General features: G+C 56.8%; 8 protein-coding genes. All 8 read right to left on the bottom strand.

The features are described 5' to 3' along the window. Nucleotides 1-149: 149 nt before the first annotated feature. The 8 genes from IT971_RS02650 to IT971_RS02615 all read right to left on the bottom strand — a co-directional run bounded on the left by IT971_RS02650 (nt 150) and on the right by IT971_RS02615 (nt 20,730). Complete coding sequence (locus IT971_RS02650; RefSeq protein WP_063095489.1) at nt 150-1,175, bottom strand: GGDEF domain-containing protein; 1,026 nt, start codon at nt 1,173-1,175, stop codon at nt 150-152. A gap of 153 nt (nt 1,176-1,328) precedes the next feature. Then, nucleotides 1,329-2,258, bottom strand: coding sequence for an acetylglutamate kinase (gene argB, locus IT971_RS02645; RefSeq protein ID WP_007091259.1), 930 nt, complete (start codon nt 2,256-2,258; stop codon nt 1,329-1,331). Nucleotides 2,259-2,295: 37 nt separating this feature from the next. Then, entirely contained in the window at nt 2,296-2,958 is a 663-nt protein-coding gene (yihA, locus tag IT971_RS02640) for a ribosome biogenesis GTP-binding protein YihA/YsxC (RefSeq protein ID WP_007091260.1), read from the bottom strand. A 55-nt stretch (nt 2,959-3,013) separates the two neighbouring features. Continuing rightward, complete coding sequence (gene yidC, locus IT971_RS02635; RefSeq protein WP_007091261.1) at nt 3,014-4,729, bottom strand: membrane protein insertase YidC; 1,716 nt, start codon at nt 4,727-4,729, stop codon at nt 3,014-3,016. A 60-nt stretch (nt 4,730-4,789) separates the two neighbouring features. Beyond that, nucleotides 4,790-5,092, bottom strand: a complete 303-nt coding sequence (gene yidD, locus IT971_RS02630) for a membrane protein insertion efficiency factor YidD (RefSeq protein ID WP_062950731.1) — start codon at nt 5,090-5,092, stop codon at nt 4,790-4,792. Then, entirely contained in the window at nt 5,089-5,535 is a 447-nt protein-coding gene (gene rnpA / locus IT971_RS02625) for a ribonuclease P protein component (protein WP_230729395.1), read from the bottom strand. Before rnpA ends, yidD begins: the two co-directional genes overlap by 4 nt. A 16-nt stretch (nt 5,536-5,551) precedes the next feature. After that, nucleotides 5,552-5,686: a 50S ribosomal protein L34 gene (rpmH, locus tag IT971_RS02620; RefSeq protein WP_007091264.1), complete on the bottom strand. Its 135-nt coding sequence runs from the start codon at nt 5,684-5,686 to the stop codon at nt 5,552-5,554. Between the two features lie 158 nt (nt 5,687-5,844). Then, entirely contained in the window at nt 5,845-20,730 is a 14,886-nt protein-coding gene (locus tag IT971_RS02615; protein ID WP_196871105.1) for an Ig-like domain-containing protein, read from the bottom strand. Between the last annotated feature and the right edge of the window lie 80 nt (nt 20,731-20,810).

Here is a 20,810-nt window from a genome sequence, read left to right as displayed (position 1 = left end):
TCGGCGCCAGCCAATGATTTGCCTGCTGCCAGTACGGAAAGTCCGGCAAGCTCAATCGCCTTGCCGGGCGCTGGTTACATACGCTTTTAGCAGTTTTAATGCAAGTCTGGCCGGTTCATGGCACACATGCATCAAGCACGGACGGAATTCTATTCGGCGGCAAAATTGCGATTGCGGCCATCCCTCTTGGCCCGATAGAGCGCACTATCCGCGCGATCAACGACCTTTGCGGCCCCTTCGCCCTTAACATATTCGGCCACACCGACCGAAACGGTCATGTGACCGAATGACGTCCCGCTTGATTTGGCGCGCACCTCGCGGGCGGCAATCCGCTTGCTCATATCATCGGCCAGCATCATCGCATCCCTGAGCGGTGTTTGTGGCAGCAGGATTGCAAACTCGTCCCCGCCATAGCGCGCCACCAGATCCCGTCCCTTGGTATTGGCTTTGATCATGGACGCGATCAGAACAAGGATTTCATCGCCGATCCGATGGCCGTATTTGTCGTTCACCGCCTTGAACTGATCAAGATCGACCATCATCACGCAAAATGGTTCGTCAATGTCGCCGCTATCAAATTCAACGCAGCAACTGGCCAGGACTTCCTCGAAATGCATGCGGTTGGAAACACGGGTCAGGCCATCGGTGTAGGATCGTTCGCGGGTTTCATGCAGTTCACGTTGCAGATGGGCGATTGTCTTCAGATAGTCGCCAAGCTGTTCATGCAGGCTTTCGACAGTCGTTTGCATCCGCCCGGTATGCAGGACCACATTGTGAATGACTTCGTCGGCCTTTTTGCCGGTTTTCAGGGATATTTCCGCCTTGCCCAGCACATCGCTATAAACACGCAGCTCGTCGCGGGTGCTGGAAAGGCAGGCATCGCTATTTTCGACAACATCGGAAAAATCTTCCATGCCGCGCTGAAGAAAATCAGCCGCCTGCCGGTCAAAGATATAGCGGTAGTAAAGTTGCAGCAGCGTTTCTTCGCCAATCGTCTCGCCGGTTGCTTTGACAGCATCAATCACGCGGAGGATTTCGGGGTTTTCCTCGGCGTAATAAACGAACCAGACATGGTAAAGTTCGGGTGTCGGACGCAGCCCGTGATCGCGCAAAGCATCCAGCGTTGCCTTGGCATAATCCCAGTGCTTCGAGACTTGATGATCCGTCGCTGTCACAACGGTGCTCCACCTGTTGATTACCCATCATATTTCAGAGACCGTGAGCCCGCGGAGGCATCTCGTTCGCAAGGAACTTAGCCTAATCCGCGGGCTTCAGCCACGCATCCATAATGGTAATCACTCGGTGATCTACAGCCGAAAGGACTTAAATCAGCTGCTCCGGATCATTGTTCCGGCCCCGCGTTCGGTGAAGAGTTCAAGCAGGACCGCATGCGGTGCACGACCATCGACGATTACCGCGGCCTCGACCCCATTGCGGACTGCATCCATGCAGGTTTCCGTTTTCGGGATCATACCGCCCTGGATCGTGCCATCGGCAATCATTGCATTGATACTGTCGATATCCGCGTCACGCACCAGTTGCTTATCGGCATCAAGGATACCTTTGACATCAGTCAGCATATAAAGGCGACGGGCACCGACAGCCTGTGCAATGGCACCGGCAGCCGTATCAGCATTGATATTGTATGTCTGACCGTCTTCACCAACCCCTATCGGTGCAATTACCGGAATAATGTCGGTATTGATGAAGCAATCAAGCACATGCGGATTGACCTCAACCGGTTCGCCGACAAAGCCCAGATCAAGGACCTTCTCGATATTGCTTTCGGGATCGCGTTTGGTGCGTTGAAGTTTGCGCGCCTTGATCAGATGGGCATCCTTGCCACACAGACCAACGCTGACACCCCCTGCACGGTTTATGTTCGAAACGATTTCCTTGTTGATCTTGCCAGCCAGAACCATTTCGACAACGTCAATGGTCTGCTGATCGGTGACGCGAAGGCCATCAACGAATTCGGACTGGATGTTAAGTTCCTTGAGCATCTGGCCGATCTGCGGACCGCCGCCATGAACCACAATCGGGTTCATGCCGACCTGCTTTAACAGCACCATATCCTGGGCAAACAGGCGGGCCAGTTCCGGGTCCCCCATGGCATGCCCGCCATATTTGACCACGATCGTCTGACCGTTATAGCGTCGCATATAGGGAAGAGCCTCGGACAGGACCTTGGCGCGTGCCAATGTCCGGTAAGCGTTGGATTCCGAGCTTTCTTCTTCAGAACGGACTTCTTCGTTCATGTCTTCTCCCCAATGTTATACGAGCGCTATCGGGTGATTATAGCAGCGTTGCGATTTCTGCGCGAAGCGCTTCAAGGCCGGTGCCTTTTTCGCTTGATGTCGCAAAAAGCTGCGACAGGGCGGCGGGGTGTTTTTTCACCGCTTCGACCACTTCGCGAATGCGTTTTTCCATCTGGCCTTTTTTGAGCTTGTCGGCCTTGGTCAGAACGATCTGATAAGACACGGCGGCCTCATCCAGCATCTTCATCATTTCAAGATCGGCTTTCATGAAGCCGTGCCGGGAATCGATCAAAACAAACACGCGCCGCAACGTGACCCGCCCGCGCAGATATTGCTTGATCACATTCTGCCATGTATCGACGATATCCTTGGGGGCCTTGGCAAATCCATAGCCCGGCAGATCGACGATATTAAGCGCCCCATCCAGATCGAAATAGTTCAGCTGCTGGGTACGGCCGGGCGTGTTCGACGTCCGGGCCATATCCTTGCGACCGGTTATGGCATTAAAAAGGCTGGATTTTCCCACATTGGACCGCCCGGCAAGGCAGATTTCGATCTTGTCTTCGGGGGGCAACTGTTCAAGTTGCGCCACCCCCAACATGAAAGTAACCGGGCGGGAAAACAGTTTCCGCCCGGCTTCGATCTGAGCCGATTCAAATGTCGGGATTGCAGTTGCCGATGGCAATTTTTCTTCGGTCATTGTCGTTCCTTGAGCCCCGCGGGGACGGTTGCCCGCCCCGCGGAGAGGATGGGGATCAAATCCCCATTTTGTACATGATGTAACGCTGTTGTGCGATCGACAGCAGGTTGTTCCATGCCCAGTAGATCACAAGACCCGCCGGGAAGCTTGCCAGCATGAAGGTAAAGATCAGCGGCAGGAACATCATGATCTTGGCCTGCGTCGGATCAGCCGGTGCCGGGTTCAGTTTCTGCTGCAGGAACATGGTGACCCCCATGATCAGCGGCCAGACACCGATCATCAGCATCTGCGGCGGATCCCACGGGATCAGGCCAAACAGATTGAACAGCGAGGTCGGGTCCGGTGCCGAAAGGTCCTGAATCCAGCCAAAGAACGGTGCGTGACGCATTTCGATGTTCACGAACAGCACCTTGTAAAGTGCGAAGAACACCGGAATCTGGACCACGATCGGCAGGCAACCCGATGCCGGGTTGATCTTCTCGCGCTTGTAAAGCGCCATCATTTCCTGCTGCTGACGCTGACGGTCATCCTTGAACTGCTCGCGCATCTTGGTGATTTGCGGCTGCAGTTTCTTCATCGCACTCATGGATTTGTACGACTTGTTGGCCAGCGGATACATCACCGCCTTCACAAGGACCGTGAAGATCAGGATGGAAACGCCGAAGTTGCCCACCAGATGGTTCAGCCACTGCAGGAACAGGAAGAACGGTTTGGTCAGGAAGTAGAACCAGCCGAAATCAATCGCGAGGTCGAAATTCGTAATACCATAGTCATTGGCATACTGATCAAGAAGCGACACTTCCTTGGCACCGGCAAACAGACGGGTTTCCGAAGCGGCTTCGGAACCGGCCGCAACCGTGCGGGCCGCACCAAGATAATCCGTCTGGTACTTGTCGGAATTCTCGGCAACATGGTGGCTGAAACGCGTGGTCAGTGCCTCGTCCGAGGACGGTGCCAGCGCAACCAGCCAGTATTTGTCGGTAATGCCAAGCCAGCCGCCAGTGGTTTTCTTTTCCACGGCACCGTCTTCGGCAAGATCGTCATAATCGATTTCCGTCAGGGTGCCGTCAATGACGCCAAGCGGACCTTCATGCAGGATATAGAACCCTGCCGTGGTCGGCTTGCCCTTGCGCGAAATCAGGCCGTACGGATACAGCGTAACGTCCGAACCACTGTCGTTTTTCACCGACTGCTTGATCGAGAACATATAATTGTCGTCGATCGAAATCTCGCGGTTGAAGGTCAGGCCGCTGCCGTTGTTCCAGCTCAGCGTTACCGGTTTTGACGGGGTAAGCTCGTTGGAGCTTGCCGTCCACTGGGTGTCGCTATTGGGAACACTGACCGACCTGTCTGCGGCAACCCAGCCGAATTCGGCAAAGTACGCATTGTCGCTACCGGTCGGGTTCAGAACGTGGATCAGCGGGCTGTCCGGTTCTTCGGTCTCGCGGTAATCCTGCAACTGGATGTCGTCAATCACGCCACCAACCAGACGGATCGAACCCTCGACGCGCGGGGTTTCAATCTTGATACGCGGAGCTTTTGCAAGTGCTGCGTCGCGGTTGACGACCGGAGCCGCCGGTGCTGCACCACCTGGTACGCTGGGCACGTTCGAGGCAGACTGCGGAGCAGTATTGCCATTGACGTCAAGTTGTTCGCGAACTTGCGCTTCTCGATCCTGCGGCGCAGGTTCGGGAGCGAAAAAGAATTGGAACCCGACAAGGATTGCGACCGAAGCTGCAATCGCAATCCACAGGTTACGTTGTTCGTTCATCGCCTCTTTCCGCTTTCGTCCGGCGGCGCAAGACGCCTGACCGGTATTCTATTTACATGACTAAAGCGCCGTTAACCGGAGTTCATCCTCCGACGGCGCTTTGTTTTGTTCACAGCCACATCCGGGCACGGGATCATAACCATGACCACCCCATGGATGGCAACGCATTATCCGTTTAAAACCCATCCAGCCGCCTTTTATTGCCCCATGGCGGGCAAGTGCCTCCATCATATAAGCCGAACAGGTCGGCTGATATCTGCAGGACCACCCGATATAGGGCGATAAAAAGAGCTGGTAGCCGCGAACCGCGATTTGAAGAAGACGCGCCAAGGGGCCCACATTCGATCCGGGAAGGTTACTCATTTAGCAGAGTCTCCTGCCTTCGTCGCACCACCGGGCCTTGATCCACGTCCCTTGCGGGGGCGCTGGCTATCGGGGGCGGAAGGTTTGGCATCCGGAATACGCCGCAGGGCAAACCGCATATCATCAACCAGTTTTTCAAAATCCCGGTCAATGGTCTGCTGACGACCGATCACGACATAATCCCAACCGGGCAATGCCATATCCGCCATCAATTGGTCCGCCACGGCACGCAAACGCCGCCGAACGCGATTGCGAACGACGGCCTTGCCCACCTTTTTGGTGACGGTAAACCCGACTCGTGCAAGTCGATCTTCACCGGCGTATTCTGTGTCCGGTTTGATCCCGGGACGCGGAGCGCCCTGAAGGATCAATCCTTGTGTAACCCATTTCCGGCGGGTGCCTGCGACGCGAAGAAACTCTGCGCGCTTTTTCAAGCGTTCCACCGAAACGGTCACAACATTAGGCCGACAGACGCTTGCGGCCCTTGGCGCGGCGTGCGGTAAGCACACGGCGGCCACCGACGGTCGCGCTGCGGGAACGGAAGCCGTGGCGGCGTTTCCGTACGAGTTTGCTTGGCTGGTAGGTGCGCTTCACTGCACTTACTCCGTTCTAATAAAGGTAATCCGATAAAATTCGAGGTCCGCTGTATAGGACTTCACACCATGGCTGTCAATCGCGACAGGGTGAGTTCCCCCAGAAAACCGACAATGCCGCCGAGATTGCGTCCCGACGGCATCCAAATCGTCTTTTCGTCACCACTCGATACGTTCGACATTGGAAAATGTCAACTCGGTTCCATCAGAAAACACAATGGTTCCCGACGAATCGGTGGAGAGTTCCATATAGTTGTGTTTCGATTTCGTAATGCTGCCTTCATCCAGAACCAGGGTCCAGTCACTCGAATCGATATTGCCACCATTGGCACTATGCAATTCGATGGTATCGGTGGTCCATCCATTGGCCCCACCGTCCACATGGTCCGCCCCGTCACCCATGTTGAAAATAAACAGATCCGACCCGCCACCACCGTAAAGCTGGTCATCGCCGGTGCCGCCAATCAGCGTGTCGTCATCATCCCCACCCAGCAGCATGTCATTCCCGGCACCACCAGACAGGGTATCTTTCCCCGCACCGCCAATCAGGGTGTCATTGCCATCGTCACCATAAAGACGGTCTTTGTCGCCACCGCCATCAATCGTGTCGTCACCCGATCCGCCATACAGCGTATCGCGCCCCCAGCCGGTGGTTAGGGTATCGTTGCCCGATCCGCCGTCAAAATAGTTCGATCCGCCGTCCGCATTCAGGATGTCGTTACCGTCACCGCCAAGGAAGGTGTCATCACCGTATCCGCCATGGATCGAGTCGTTGCCGCCCTCGCCCCATACGGTATTATCCCCGCCGCCAACATCAATGCGATCATTGCCGTCACCAGACGCGACCGTATCCTTACCGCTGCCGGTCGTGATGCTGTCATCGCCACTGCCGCCAAGGATGGTATTGCGGCCTTCGCCGCCCGTGATCGTGTTGTCGCCATCCCCGGCATCGATATAATCGTCATCGCTTCCGACACGGATCGTGTCATTGCCGGTCCCGGTCCAGATGCGGTTATCGCCTTCACCTGCATTGACGACGTTGTTGCCATCCCCCCCAACAATGGTGTCCCGGCCGCTGCCGGTATAGATGGTGTCGTTGCCCTCGCCGGTCTGAACGGTGTTCGTACCTTCGTTGGCATAGACAATATTGTCACCACCGCTGGCGTGGATTTTGTCATCGCCGCTGCCGCCGGTGACATAGTCATTACCTTCTCCGGCATAGATGGTATTCGTGCCCTCGCCACCATGGACGATGTCATTGCCCGCACCGGCATTGATATAATCGCTGCCCCCATCGCCGGTGATGCTGTCATCACCGTCACCGGCATAAATGACGTCATTGCCGTTCCCGGCCCAGATCGTATCGTTGCCCGCATTGGTCCAGATGGTGTCATGACCGCCACCCGCGCCGATGGTATCGTTGCCGGAACCGGTCTGGAACATCTCGCTTGCTTCCGACCCCCAACGGGTTTCATTGGGATCGGCGGCTTCTTCCTCAATCGTGACCAGAAGGATCGCCGTCGTCGTGGCGGTATCGCTGCCATCACGCGACTGGGCCGAGACCGTCAGCTCGAACGTCCCGAAATAATCACTTGCCGGGGTCAGGCTCAGGCCACTCAACTGGGCCGGGCTCAGCGTCCAGGTACCGTTCCCGTTATCGGTCCCGGCAGACAGGGTCGCACCGCCCGGTACACCACTGATGATAATCGTCAGGGTCTCACTGCTGTCCGTCAGGCCTGCGTCGATATCAAGCGCAACAGCATTGCCCTCGTCCCCACTGGCATCAGACAGATCAAGTGTCGGCGCATCGGCAACACCGGCAACATCAACCGTAATGCTGCCTGTTGTGGTCGCAATGTCGCTGCCATCCGCAGATTGCGCGGTGACCGCCAGATCAAACGATCCGCTAAAATCATCCGCTGGTGTAATCGTCAGACCGTTCAGGTCAGCCGCCGACAGTGTCCAACTGCCATCACCGTTATCGGTACCGGCAGATAAGGCCGCACCTTCTGGCACACAACTGATCGTAACGGTTAGAACTTCACCGCTATCCGTCAGGCCTGCATCAATGTCGAGTGCAATCGCAGAATCTTCTGAACCACTGGTGTCAGAGACTTCCAGCGTCGGCGCATCGGCAACACCGGCAACATCAACCGTAATTCTGCCTGTTGTGGTCACAATGTCGCTGCCATCCGCAGATTGCGCGGTGACTGTCAGGTCAAACGATCCGCTAAAATCATCCGCTGGTGTAATCGTCAGACCGTTCAGGTCAGCCGCCGACAGTGTCCAACTGCCGTCACCGTTGTTGGTTCCGGCGGACAAGGTCGCACCTTCTGGCACGCCGCTAATCGTGACGGTCAAAACTTCGCTGGAGTCCGTGAGACCAGCATCAATATCCAGCGCAATGGCGGAATCTTCCGAACCACTCGACTCAGAGACGTTCAAAGTCGGTGCGTCAGCAACGCCTGCAACATCAACAGTGATCGTGCCGCTGCTCGTCGCAATGTCGCTGCCATCCGTAGATTGCGCGGTGACCGTCAGGTCAAGCGATCCGCTGAAGTCATCCGCTGGTGTGATCGTCAGGCCGTTCAGGTCGGTTGCTGACAGCGTCCAACTGCCGTCACCGTTATCGGTACCTGCAGACAAGGTCGCACCTTCTGGCACGCCGCTGATCGTAACGGTTAGAACTTCGGAGCTGTCCGTCAGGCCTGCATCAATGTCGAGTGCAATCGCCGAATCTTCGTTGCCAGATGCATCCGTAACATCCAACGTCGGCGCATCGGCGACACCTGCGACATCAACAGTAATACTGCCCGTTGTGGTCGCGATATCTTCGCCATCGGCAGACGTTGCCGTCACCATCAGATCAAACGATCCGCTAAAATCATCAGCTGGCGTGATCGTCAGGCCTGCAAGCTGATCGGGACTTAGAGTCCAGCTGCCGTCACCGTTATCGGTACCGGCTGACAGGGTCGCGCCCTCTGGCACGCTGCTGATCGTAAAGGTCAGAACTTCGGAGCTGTCCGTCAGGCCTGCGTCAATGTCGAGTGCAATCGCCGAATCTTCTGAACCACTGGTGTCAGAGACTTCCAGCGTCGGCGCATCGGCGACACCGGCAACATCAACCGTAATGCTGTCTGTTGTGGTCGCGATATCTTCGCCATCGGCAGACGTTGCCGTCACACCAAGCTCGAAGCTACCGGAGAAATCATCCGCTGGCGTGATCGTCAGGCCTTCAAGATCGCCCGAACCCAGCGTCCATGTGCCATCACCGTTATCTGTTCCAGCAGACAAGGTCGCACCTTCCGGAACGCCGGAGATGGTTACCGTCAGCACTTCGCCGGAATCCGTCAGGCCTGCATCGATGTCGAGTGCAATCGCAGAATCTTCGTTGCCAGATGCATCCGTAACATCCAACGTCGGGGCATCGGCGACACCTGCGACATCAACAGTAATACTGCCCGTTGTTGTCGCGATATCTTCGCCATCGGCAGACGTTGCCGTCACACCAAGCTCGAAGCTGCCGGAGAAATCATCCGACGGGGTAATCGTCAGGCCTGCAAGCTGATCGGGACTTAGAGTCCAACTGCCATCACCGTTATCGGTACCGGCTGACAGGGTCGCGCCCTCTGGCACGCCGCTGATCGTGACACTCAGAACTTCGGAGCTGTCCGTCAGGCCCGCATCAATATCAAGTGCAATTGCGCTGTCTTCGGAACCACTGGCGTCCGCAACATCAAGTGTCGGGGCATCTGCAACCCCCGTGACCTCTACGGTGATCGTGTTGCTCCCAAAATGTGGGGTGCGCGTTAACCGAATTGGGTCTGATGTCGATGCCGAAGAATCTCCGTCTGTGGACCGGGCAACAACAGAAAGGTCGAAAGAACCGCTAAAGTTTTCAGGCGGGGTGATTGTCAGGCCTTCAAGGTCGTCAGCCCCCAGCGTCCAGCTGCCATCGCCATTATTGGTGCCTGCCGAGAGGATGGCTCCCTCCGGAACGCCGCTTACCGTAACTGTCAGAACTTCGCTATCATCGGTGAGCGATGCATCAATATCCAGAGCGATAGCTGAATCTTCATTGCCCGATGCATCAGACACATCAAGCAATGGCCTGTCGGCAACGCCCGCAACCTCAACTGTGATGATGCCGCTTGCGCTGGCAATATCGCTTCCATCCGCAGATTGTGCCGTGACACCAAGATCAAACGAACCACTATAGTTGTGAACCGGACGGATCCTGAGACCATCCAGGTCTCCAGCATCAAGAGTCCAGCTTCCATCACCATTGTTCGTGCCTGCCGTCAGCCTTGCACCATCCGGAACGCCGGAAATGGTAACGGTCAAGGCTTCGCTCGAATCCGTTACGCCCGCATCGATGTCCAGCGCAATTGTCCTGTCTTCGTATCCGCTTGCATTGGATACTTCCAGTGTCGGCGCATCGGCGACACCCGCCACATCAACCGTAATCGTATCCGTCGCGGTGGCGATATCGCTGCCATCCGCAGACTGCGCGGTCACCGTCAGATCAAATGAACCACTAAAGTCCTCCGCCGGGGTAATCGACAGACCGTTGAGGTCGACCGTCGACAAGGTCCAGCTGCCATCGCCGTTATCCGTACCTGCCGACAAGGTTGCACCTTCTGGCACGCCACTAATCGTAACGGTGAGAACTTCGGAGCTATCCGTCAGACCGGCATCAATATCCAGAGCAATCGCGCTGTCTTCGGAGCCAGAGGCATCTGCGGCATCAAGCGTCGGTAAATCTGCTACACCTGTGACGTCAACCGTGATCGTATCCGTCGCTGTCGCAATGTCGCTGCCATCCGCTGACTGCGCAGTCACCGTCAGATCGAACGATCCGCTAAAATCATCCGCCGGGGTGATCGTCAAACCATTCAGGTCGGCAGCAGATAATGTCCAGCTGCCATCGCCGTTGTTGGTTCCGGCAGACAACGTCGCACCTTCCGGCACGCCGCTGATCGTGACACTCAGAACCTCGGAGCTGTCCGTCAGGCCTGCGTCAATATCGAGCGCAATGGCCGAATCTTCGTTACCAGATGCATCCGAAACTTCCAGCGTCGGCGCATCGGCAACACCGGCAACATCAACCGTAATGCTGCCTGTTGTGGTCGCAACATCATCACCATCAGCCGACTGCGCGGTGACGGTCAGGTCAAACGATCCGCTGAAGTCATCCGCTGGCGTGATCGTCAGACCGTTCAGGTCGGCCGCCGACAGCGTCCAACTGCCGTCACCGTTATCGGTACCGGCAGAAAGGTTCGCACCTTCTGGCACGCCACTGATCGTAACGGTTAGAACTTCGCTGGAGTCCGTGAGACCAGCATCAATATCCAGCGCAATGGCCGAATCTTCTGAACCACTGGCATCAGAGTCATCCAACGTCGGCGTATCGGCCACACCCGTAACATCAACAGTGATCGTTCCGCTGCTCGTCGCAACATCGTCACCATCCGCAGATTGCGCGGTGACCGCCAGATCAAACGATCCGCTGAAATCGTCCGCTGGTGTGATCGTCAGGCCGTTCAGGTCAGCCGCCGACAGTGTCCAACTGCCGTCACCGTTATCGGCACCGGCAGACAAGGTCGCACCTTCAGGCACGCCGCTGATCGTAACGGTTAGAACTTCACCGCTGTCCGTCAGGCCTGCGTCAATGTCGAGCGTAATCGCCGAATCTTCCGAACCACTGGCATCAGAAACTTCCAATGTCGGCGTATCTGCCACACCTGCAACATCAACAGTAATACTGCCCGTTGTGGTCGCGATATCTTCGCCATCGGCAGACGTTGCCGTCACACCAAGCTCGAAGCTGCCGGAGAAATCATCCGACGGGGTAATCGTCAGGCCTGCAAGCTGAGCGGGACTTAGAGTCCAGCTGCCATCACCGTTATCGGTACCGGCTGACAGGGTCGCACCTTCCGGAACGCCGCTGATCGTGACACTCAGAACTTCGGAGCTGTCCGTCAGGCCTGCATCAATGTCGAGTGCAATCGCCGAATCTTCCGAACCACTGGTGTCAGAGACTTCCAGCGTCGGCGCATCGGCAACACCAGCAACATCAACCGTAATACTGCCCGTTGTGGTCGCGATATCTTCGCCATCGGCAGACGTTGCCGTCACACCAAGCTCGAAGCTGCCGGAGAAATCATCCGACGGGGTAATCGTCAGGCCTGCAAGCTGATCGGGACTTAGAGTCCAGCTGCCATCACCGTTATCGGTACCGGCTGACAGGGTCGCGCCCTCTGGCACGCCGCTGATCGTGACACTTAGAACTTCGGAGCTGTCCGTCAGGCCTGCGTCAATGTCGAGTGCAATCGCCGAATCTTCCGAACCACTGGCGTCAGAGACTCCCAAAGTCGGCGCATCGGCGACACCCGTGACATCAACAGTGATCGTGCCGCTGCTCGTCGCAACATCGTCACTATCAGCCGACTGCGCCGTGACCGTCAGGTCAAACGATCCGCTGAAGTCATCCGCTGGTGTGATCGTCAGACCGTTCAGGTCGGCAGCAGATAATGTCCAACTGCCATCGCCGTTGTTGGTTCCGGCGGACAAGGTCGCACCTTCAGGCACGCCGCTGATCGTAACGGTTAGAACTTCGGAGCTGTCCGTCAGGCCTGCGTCAATATCGAGCGCAATCGCAGAATCTTCTGAACCACTGGTGTCAGAGACTTCAAGCGTCGGCGCATCGGCGACACCGGCAACATCAACAGTGATCGTGCCGCTGCTCGTCGCAACATCGTCACCATCAGCCGACTGCGCCGTCACCGTCAAATCAAACGAACCACTGAAGTCATTCGCTGGTGTGATCGTCAGACCGTTCAGGTCGGTTGCTGACAACGTCCAGCTGCCATCACCGTTATTGGTCCCAGCCGACAGGCTGGCCCCATCGGGAACACCGCTGATGGTGATGGTCATCGTTTCGCTGGTATCTGTCAGCCCCGCATCGACATCCAGACCAATCGCGCTGTCTTCGCTGCCCGATGCATCCGACACGGTCAAAGTCGGTGCATCTGCAACTGCACTGACATCAACAGTGATGACCTGGCTGGTCGATGCACTGTCATCGCCAGCACTTGAAGTTGCCGTAACGCTAAGATCGAATGTACCGCTGTAATCATCGGCCGGTGTAATCGTCAAACCTTCAAGGTCTGCGGCCTCCAGCGTCCAGCTACCGTCTCCGTTATCGGTTCCGGCAGACAGGGTGGCACCTTCGGGCACACCAGAAATGGTGATGCTCAGGATTTCGGTTGCGTCGCCAAGCGACGCATCAATATCAAGGGCAATCGCGCCGCCATCCTCGGCACCCGTGGCATCAGCGACATCCAGTGCCGGAGCCTCTGCCGCCGGGTTATAGGACGCACCATCGACATAAATTTCGAGATTCTCGATATTGCTGACCTCGACCCCGAGTGCGTCAAGCATCAGGCTGCCGCCCTCACCGCTTTCGACATGGGCTTTGAGGTCCTGCAATGCTTCAAGAACACCATCGCCTGAAAGCTGATCCGAACTCAGATAAAGCTTCAATGTATCGGTGTTTGAACCGCCATCGACAATGCCGGTTCCCTCTGCGCTCAGATCGACGGTGTAATTGATCTCGTCATTTCCGGCCTCGCCATAAAGCCTGTCATCGCCCGACCCTGTCAGCCTGTCGTTGGAACTACCGCCATAAAGCGTATCCGTGCCGTCACCCCCATCAAGGGTATCCTTGCCGCCGCCGCCAATAACGGTGTCGTTACCTGCACCGCCATCCACGATGTCATCAGAATTTCCGGCATTAATGTAATCACTGCCGTCGCCGCCCGAAATCGTGTCACGACCGTTGCCACCGTAGATCGTGTCGTCTCCGGCACCGCCAGTTACAATGTCATCCGAGCCACCGGCATTGATATAATCCTCACCCTCGCCGCCGCTGATCGTGTCACGTCCGCTGCCGCCATGGACGGTATCATTACCCTGACCGGCATCAATGATGTCATGGCCGCTGCCGCCATAGACGATATCATTACCCTCGCCTGCATCAATAATGTCATCGCCGCTGCCGCCATAGTTGGTATCATTACCTGTACCGGAATTGATAATATCGTTGCCGCTCAGGCCTTCTACATAATCATTACCTTCAGCGGTCGTGATTTCATCAGAACCGGTCGTACCAATCACGCTCTCATTCGGATCGTCAATCACTTCGATCTGCAGCACCTGTGAGATGCTTGCACTGTCCTCACCATCAACCGATGTGGCCGTAACGGTCAGCTCAAAGTTGCCCCAATAGTTCTCCGATGGTGTGATCGTAAGAGCTTCAAGCTGTGCAGGGGTCAACGTCCAGGTGCCATCTCCGTTATCGGTGCCCGCAGACAGGGTTGCCCCATCCGGAACACCGGAGATGGTCACTGTCAGTACTTCGGAGCTGTCCGTCAGGCCTGCGTCAATATCAAGTGCAATCGCACTGTCTTCGTCGCCAGAGGCGTCAGATACTTCCAGTGTCGGCGCATCCGCAACACCAGCGACATCAACCGTAATCGAACCCGTCGTGGTCGCAACGTCTGAACCATCGGCAGAGGACGCCGTCACATCAAGATCAAACGAACCACTGAAGTCATCCGCAGGCGTAATCGTCAGACCGTCAAGCTGATCCGAACCCAGCGTCCAGGTCCCGTCGCCATTATCGGTCCCTGCCGACAGGGTCGCGCCATTCGGAACGCCCCTAATGGTGACAGTGAGAGTCTCCGAGCTGTCAGCAAGAGCGGCGTCGATGTCGAGGGCGATACCATTGTCCTCGTTGCCAGACGCGTCACTGACATCAAGCGTCGGCGCGTCGGCCACACCGGCCACGTCCACCATAACGGTGTCGGTAACCGATGCGATATCGGTGCCATCCTGCGTACTTGCAGTAATTTCAAGGTCAAAACTACCGCTGAAATCAGACGGTGGTGTAACGCTGATACCTTCCAGTTCATCACTTGTCAGTGTCCATGTACCGTCACCGTTGTCAGTACCTACCGACAGCGTCGCACCTTCTGGGACCCCGCTAATCGTAATTGTCAGCGTTTCAGTGGAATCAGCCAAACCAGCGTCAATATTCAAAGCAATGGCACTGTCTTCGTTGCCGCTGGCATCACTGACGCCGAGCGTCGGTGCATCCGCAACACCGGCAACATCAACCGTAATCGAACCCGTCGTGGTCGCAACGTCTGAACCATCGGCAGAGGTCGCCATCACACCCAGATCAAACGAACCGCTGAAGTCATCCGCCGGGGTGATCGTCAGACCTTCAAGCTGATCAGAGCCCAGCGTCCAGGTGCCATCACCATTGTCGGTGCCCGCAGACAGGGTTGCACCATTCGGAACACCAGAGATCGTGACCGTCAGAGTTTCGCTGGAATCCGTCAGACCGGCATCAATGTCGAGGGCAATAACATTGTCCTCGTTGCCAGACGCATCACTTACTTCGAGTGTCGGAGCATCCGCGACACCGGTCACCTCAACGGTAATTGTGCTGTTGCCGCTGCGCGTCAGAAGACGCACCGGATCGGATGTTGATGCAACAGAATCGCCATCTGTGGATCGTGCGACCACCTTAAGATCAAACGCGCCACTGAAGTTTTCCGGTGGTGTGATCGTCAGTCCTGCAAGCTCATCGGCATCCAACGTCCATGTGCCGTCACCATTGTCGGTCCCGGCAGACAGTTCCGCACCATCGGGCACACCGCTTACGGTGACGCTCAACACCTCGCTGGAATCTGTCAGCGCGGCATCAATATCGAGCGCAATCGCTGTATCCTCAAGACCCTGCGCATCCGACACATCAAGCGTCGGTCGGTCTGCGACGCCTTCGACATCAACCGTGATTGAGCCGCTTGTCGTGGCAATATCCGACCCGTCCACAGACTGGGCCGTTACATCAAGCTCAAACGCGCCACTATAGTTGTACGGCGGCCTGACTCTGAGGCCATCAAGTTGATCCGGGCTCAGCGTCCAGCTGCCGTCACCATTGTTCGTACCGGCAGAGAGCCTTGCGCCATCCGGAAAACCGGAGATGGTGACAGAGAGAACTTCACTGGCGTCTGTCAGGACAGCGTCAAGATCAAGCGCAATTGGCCGGTCTTCGTAACCCGAAGCATCCGATACTTCCAGCGTCGGTGCATCGGCCACACCGGCAACATCAACCGTGATTGAACCGGTCGTGGTTGCTACATCAGAACCATCTGCCGACGTTGCGGTCACACCAAGCTCGAAGCTGCCGGAGAAATCATCTGCTGGCGTGATCGTCAGGCCTGCGAGTTGATCGGAACCAAGAGCCCAGGTGCCGTCACCGTTATCGGTGCCCGCGGACAAAGTTGCCCCTTCCGGGACACCAGAGATGGTCACCGTCAGCACTTCGCTGGAGTCCGTCAGGCCTGCGTCAATGTCGAGCGTAATCGCCGAATCTTCTGAACCACTGGTGTCAGAGACATCCAACGTCGGCGTATCGGCAACACCCGCGACATCAACCGTAATCGTATCCGTCGCGGTGGCGATATCGCTGCCATCAGCAGACTGCGCGGTGACTGTCAGATCAAACGATCCACTAAAGTCCTCCGCCGGGGTAATCGACAGGCCGTTGAGGTCGGCTGCTGACAGCGTCCATCTGCCATCACCATTATTGGTTCCAGCCGACAAGGTTGCACCATCCGGAACGCCGCTGATCGTAACGGTTAGAACTTCGGAGCTGTCCGTCAGGCCCGCGTCAATATCGAGTGCAATCGCAGAATCTTCGTAACCCGAAGCATCCGAAACTTCCAGCGTCGGAGCATCGGCAACATCTGCGACATCAACCGTAATGCTGCCCGTTGTGGTCGCAACATCGTTGCCATCCGCAGACTGCGCGGTGACCGTAAGGTCAAACGATCCGCTAAAATCATCCGCTGGTGTAATCGTCAGACCGTTCAGGTCGGCAGCAGATAGCGTCCAGCTGCCATCACCGTTATCGGTGCCCGCAGACAGCTTCGCACCTTCTGGCACACCACTGATCGTAACGGTTAGAACTTCACCGCTGTCCGTCAGGCCTGCGTCAATGTCGAGCGTAATGGCCGAATCTTCCAAACCACTGGCGCCGGAGACATCCAGCGTCGGAGCATCGGCAACACCGGCAACATCAACCGTAATGCTGCCTGTTGTGGTCGCAACATCTTCACCATCCGCAGATTGCGCGGTGACCATCAGGTCAAACGATCCGCTGAAATCGTCCGCTGGTGTGATCGTCAGGCCGTTCAGGTCGGTTGCTGACAGCGTCCAACTGCCATCACCGTTATCGGTACCGGCTGACAGGGTCGCACCTTCCGGAACGCCGCTGATCGTGACACTCAGAACTTCGGAGCTGTCCGTCAGGCCTGCATCAATGTCGAGTGCAATCGCAGAATCTTCGTTGCCAGATGCATCCGTAACATCCAACGTCGGGTCATCGGCGACACCTGCGACATCAACAGTAATACTGCCCGTTTTTGTCGCGATATCTTCGCCATCGGCAGACGTTGCCGTCACACCAAGCTCGAAGCTGCCGGAGAAATCATCCGCTGGCGTGATCGTCAGGCCTGCAAGCTGATCGGGACTTAGAGTCCAGCTGCCATCACCGTTATCGGTACCGGCTGACAGGGTCGCGCCCTCTGGCACGCCGCTGATCGTAACGGTCAGAACTTCGGAGCTATCCGTCAGACCTGCATCAATGTCGAGTGCAATCGCAGAATCTTCCGAACCACTGGCGTCAGAGACATCCAACGTCGGCGCATCGGCAACACCCGAGACATCAACCGTAATGCTGCCTGTTGTGGTCGCGATATCTTCGCCATCGGCAGACGTTGCCGTCACACCAAGCTCGAAGCTGCCGGAGAAATCATCCGACGGGTTAATCGTCAGGCCTGCAAGCTGATCGGGACTTAGAGTCCAACTGCCATCACCGTTATCGGTACCGGCTGACAGGGTCGCGCCCTCTGGCACGCCGCTGATCGTAACGGTTAGAACTTCGGAGCTGTCCGTCAGGCCTGCATCAATATCAAGCGCAATCGCCGTATCTTCCGAACCACGGGCATCAGAAACGTCCAATGTCGGCGTATCCGCCACACCCGTAACATCAACAGTGATCGTGCCGCTGCTCGTCGCAACATCGTCACCATCAGCCGACTGCGCGGTGACGGTCAAATCAAACGACCCGCTAAAATCATCCGCTGGCGTGATCGTCAGGCCTGCGAGCTGATCGGGACTTAGAGTCCAACTGCCATCACCATTGTTGGTTCCGGCGGACAAGGTTGCCCCTTCCGGAACACCCGAGATGGTCACCGTCAGGACTTCGGAGCTATCCGTCAGGCCTGCGTCAATGTCGAGCGTAATCGCCGAATCTTCTGAACCACTGGCGTCAGAGACTTCCAGCGTCGGCGTATCGGCCACACCCGTAACATCAACAGTGATCGTGCCGCTGCTCGTCGCAACATCTTCACCATCCGCTGACTGCGCCGTCACAGCCAGATCAAACGACCCACTGAAATCATCCGCCGGGGTAATCGTCAGTCCTGCAAGCTGATCTGGACTTAGAGTCCAGCTACCGTCACCATTATCAGTACCCGCAGACAGGTTCGCACCTTCCGGAACACCGGAGATGGTCACCGTCAGGACTTCGCCGCTGTCCGTCAGGCCTGCATCAATATCGAGAGCAATGGCTGAATCTTCCGAACTACTGGCGTCAGAGACATCCAACGTCGGTGCATCGGCAACACCTGCGACATCAACAGTAATACTGCCCGTTGTGGTCGCAACATCTTCACCATCCGCTGACTGCGCGGTCACCGTCAGGTCAAACGATCCGCTAAAATCATCCGCTGGTGTGATCGTCAGGCCGTTCAGGTCGGTTGCTGACAGCGTCCAACTGCCGTCACCGTTATCGGTACCTGCAGACAAGGTAGCACCTTCTGGCACGCCACTAATCGTAACAGAGAGAACTTCGGAGCTGTCCGTCAAGCCTGCATCAATATCAAGCGCAATCGCCGTATCTTCTGAACCACTGGCATCAGAAACGTCCAATGTCGGGGCATCGGCAACGCCTGCAACATCAACCGTGATCGTATCCGTCGCTGTCGCAATGTCGCTGCCATCCGCAGACTGGGCCGTCACCGTCAGATCAAACGATCCGCTGAAATCATCCGCTGGCGTGATCGTCAGGCCTGCAAGCTGATCGGGACTCAGAGTCCAAGTGCCATCACCATTATCAGTACCCGCAGACAAGGTCGCACCTTCTGGCACGCCACTAATCGTAACGGTGAGAACTTCGGAGCTGTCCGTCAGGCCTGCATCAATGTCGAGTGCAATCGCAGAATCTTCCGAACCACTGGCGTTAGAGACATCCAGCGTCGGAGCATCGGCAACACCGGCAACATCAACCGTAATCCGGCCCGTTGTGGTCGCAACATCGTTGCCATCCGCAGACTGCGCGGTGACGGTCAGATCAAACGATCCGCTGAAATCATCCGCTGGCGTGATCGTCAGGCCTGCAAGCTGATCGGGACTTAGAGTCCAAGTGCCATCACCGTTATCGGTACCGGCTGACAGGGTCGCGCCCTGTGGCACGCCGCTGATCGTGACATTGAGAACTTCGGAGCTGTCCGTTAGACCCGCGTCAATATCGAGTGCAATCGCATTGTCTTCGGACCCGCTCGCATCCGACACATCCAATGTCGGCGCGTCTGCGATCCCCGCAACATCAACCGTAATCTCTTCGACAACGACTGCGCTATCGGTGCCGTCAGTTGTCGAGACAGATACGGTCAGGTCGAAGCTGCCGCTGAAATTTTCGCCCGGCGTGATTGTCAAGCCGTCGAGATCGGCGACGTCGAGGGTCCAGGTGCCGTCACCATTGTCGGTTCCGGCGGACAGGGTTGCACCATCGGGAACGCCTGAGATGGTGATCGAGATGCCCTCGTTCGCATCGAGCAGTTCGGTATCAATCGAGAGGGCAATCGCACTGTCTTCGGCACCGGCGGCATCGCCGACATCAAGCGTTGCACCATCGGCAACGGCTTCGACATCGACCGTGAAGCTTGTGCTTGTCGATGATGTGCTGCCATTGGCCTCGGTGCTGGTTGCGGTTACTGAAAGATCAAAGCTGCCATTGTAGTTCCCGCCCGGTGTGATCGTCAGGCCCGCGAGCTGATCTGGCGTCAGTGACCATGTGCCATCGCCGTTATCCGTGCCGGCCGATAAAACCGCCCCATCAGGCACGCCGGAAATCGTGATCGAAAGGGTTTCATCGCCGCCATCAAGGTCACGAAGAGCGGCAGAGACATCAAGCGAGATCGCACTGTCTTCGTCACCGGCAACATCCGTGGCAGAAAGGCTTGGTGCGTCGGCGACTTTTGGCACCTCGTTCCGGGTTTCGAGTTCCAGAACCTCGTCCAGTTCGGCGGAAGCCGTCGCACTGACATCAGCCGCCGCAACAGCAGCCTCTGATGCCGGTGCGGACCGGGGCGCAAAATCAGTTTCAATATTTTGACCGGAGCGGCCACCACCGCCTTCGCGGGCGCCAGGCACAATGGTCGTATCGGGTGTTGAAACCGGTTGCGGGTTATCAGCACCACCTGCATCGTTTGACCGCAGGGAAACCGGGTCGTTTCCTGAGCTGCCACCAGCAGTTTCAGCGCCCTCGCCAACCGTATCGATATTGTTTTCAAGCTCGACCCGCTCGGCCTCGGCCTTTATCTGCTTTTCCGTGGCGTCGGCCTGGGTTGTTTCCTCGGCCCGTTGATCGCCCGCGTTGCGCTGGCGGAACTGGCGTTGGTCTTCGCCCTGCGGGTTATTGACCTGATTGCCATAATGAACACTGCCCAACTGTTCGTTGGGAATGCCACCATCGCCATTCTGATCACCATGCAGTTCGACATGCTCGTCCGGGTCATCGCCACTGCGATCATCACGCATAAGATCATCACCGCCGGTACCGGTATCTGCCCGGTTTCCGCCCAGTTCGTTGCGAGTGTCTTCTGCGTCGCGAGGATCGTCCGCCATCTAGCCCATTCTCCGAGAAATGCGGGACGGGAATCCCTGATCCGCATTTCTATACAAAAGTATAGAATCCTCTGTTTTAC

The organism is Thalassospira sp. B30-1 (assembly GCF_015767575.1).
Taxonomy (GTDB): Bacteria; Pseudomonadota; Alphaproteobacteria; order Rhodospirillales; family Thalassospiraceae; genus Thalassospira; species Thalassospira xiamenensis.
Note: the sequence above shows the minus strand (reverse complement) of the source record. Positions and strands in the feature narration are given on the sequence as shown.

What these genes read in the sequence shown, in the direction of transcription:
- argB (WP_007091259.1), bottom strand. Translation starts at nt 2,258, where the DNA reads ATGAACGAAGAAGTCCGTTCTGAAGAAGAAAGCTCGGAATCCAACGCT.
- yihA (WP_007091260.1), bottom strand. Translation starts at nt 2,958, where the DNA reads ATGACCGAAGAAAAATTGCCATCGGCAACTGCAATCCCGACATTTGAA.
- yidD (WP_062950731.1), bottom strand. Translation starts at nt 5,092, where the DNA reads ATGAGTAACCTTCCCGGATCGAATGTGGGCCCCTTGGCGCGTCTTCTT.
- yidC (WP_007091261.1), bottom strand. Translation starts at nt 4,729, where the DNA reads ATGAACGAACAACGTAACCTGTGGATTGCGATTGCAGCTTCGGTCGCA.
- IT971_RS02615 (WP_196871105.1), bottom strand. Translation starts at nt 20,730, where the DNA reads ATGGCGGACGATCCTCGCGACGCAGAAGACACTCGCAACGAACTGGGC.